This window comes from Clostridiaceae bacterium (genome assembly GCA_012840395.1).
In the GTDB taxonomy this organism is placed as follows: Bacteria; Bacillota; Clostridia; order Acetivibrionales; family DULL01; genus DULL01.
The window spans coordinates 1-1,775 of sequence record DULL01000074.1; the positions used below are offsets into that span (position 1 = coordinate 1).

The window sequence follows — 1,775 nt, forward strand, 5'->3', positions numbered from 1 at the left end:
TAAAATGCCTCCTTATGTTGGTTGCACAGAATTTTATCCGACTACTGCATATTATTTCAAGTCAGATTTTACGTTTAAAATAAAGTCGGTCCATGATATAATGAGAATAGGTTTAAAGGAAATGGACAAAGTGCCATTGACACAGTCACCCTAGAGGTGTCTTACTGATGTCGATGGCATTTTTTATTTATTCAGGATAGGAGAATAAGGGATAAGAAGTAAAGATTCTGGGGTTCTAACAAAGTTAATCAATTTATTTAACCTATCTACCTTAATCAATTACTCCTAAACTCTGGAGGTATCTGCATGGCTAAACGGAAAATAGATTGGGATGAAAATAAATTAAAGCGATTTCTAATGGAAGGCAGAGGACAGGGGGAAGGAAAGGATTACAAGCCCTGGCTTACTGTACAGGACTTTCCCAGCAAAGGAAGAGTTACACGTGTATTTGGATGGAAAACAAAAAGAATTCATCATTTTTTCACGGATTCGGAAGCACGATATTTTTATTTGTTGGAATGGGAGGATGATGTTTTAGATATCAGGGAACATTATCCCTTATTTCATTGTGAAGAAGTAATACAAAACAATGCTGGCTTAAATTTTGATTTATTTAAAGACAAAGATACAGGAACGCCATACGTTTTATCTACATCATTTTTAATAACTCTGAAAAAACCAAACAATAAAATAACATGTGTCGCCAGAAGTCTTAAAGCAGATTATGAACTTGAGCGCAAAACAGCATTAGAAAGGTTGGAAATAGAGAGGAGATACTGGCAGAGCCAAAATATTGATTGGGGAATAGTAACACAAAAAGAGATTCCAGTGGTCAAAGCGAAGAATATAGAATGGATTCACTCATCCTTGTATCCTTCCGATGAAAGGGGACTTACAGATGAAGAGGTTGACTATTACTGTAATGCTTTTATTGATAAATTGGAAGGAAGTAATACATCGATTAGAAATTTCACTGTGCAGTTTGACAGGCTGTTTAATTTGGACACAGGTACAGGGATATACATATTTAAGCGCTTAATTGCCCTTAAAAAGATAATGGTGGACATGAATAAAAAAATCGACCTTAATGATTCGACCCAGAGTATAGAAATCATAAATCATAGTTTAGCAGAAAGGGTGAGAGGCCTATGATAGCGGTAAATACATTAATCAAATGGGAACATGATAATGATAAAGAAAGCATAGAAAGGGTTTTATGGCTTGATAGGCAGCAAAACATTGCATATGTTATAAACATATATTCAAATGAAAGTCCTTTCCCAAGATGTATATCTGATATTGAAGAATGCATTAAGCAGGGGATTGCAGGTTTATTGGATAGCGACCCGTTTGTTAAGATTATTGATGAAGGAGAATTATCAGAGAAATCAAAAGAAATACGTGATAAAGCATGGAAAGTAATTAAGGAACTGATTGTGCTTGAACCTGTAATTTTTTGTAAGAAAGAACGTAGAAAACTTGTTTTAAAGGCATCGGCTATTTATAATTTGCATGCCAAAACTATTTCAAATTACCTTAAACGCTTCTGGAAAAGAGGGAAAACAAAGAACGCTTTGCTTCCAGACTACTATTTATGCGGAGGTCCGGGAAAAGAAAGACGGGTAGGAAACAAAAAGCGTGGGCGCAAAAGAAAAAATGCTGAACTGGTGGGTGAGGGAATCAATGTAGATGAAGAAATAAAAAGGATATTTAATATCGCTATCAATAAATACTATCACACAAGCGCCAAAAATTCTCTTAAACTTGCATATGAA

2 protein-coding genes are annotated in these 1,775 nt (G+C 35.0%); both read left to right on the forward strand.

Annotated elements, in window-relative coordinates:
- Positions 1-306 precede the first annotated feature (306 nt).
- On the forward strand, positions 307-1,152 hold the full coding sequence (locus GXX20_08960; GenBank protein HHW31784.1) for a heteromeric transposase endonuclease subunit TnsA: 846 nt from the start codon (positions 307-309) through the stop codon (positions 1,150-1,152).
- Positions 1,149-1,775 (forward strand): DNA-binding protein (locus GXX20_08965; GenBank protein ID HHW31785.1); only part of this gene is annotated, 627 nt, incomplete at its 3' end. The genes GXX20_08960 and GXX20_08965, both read left to right, overlap by 4 nt.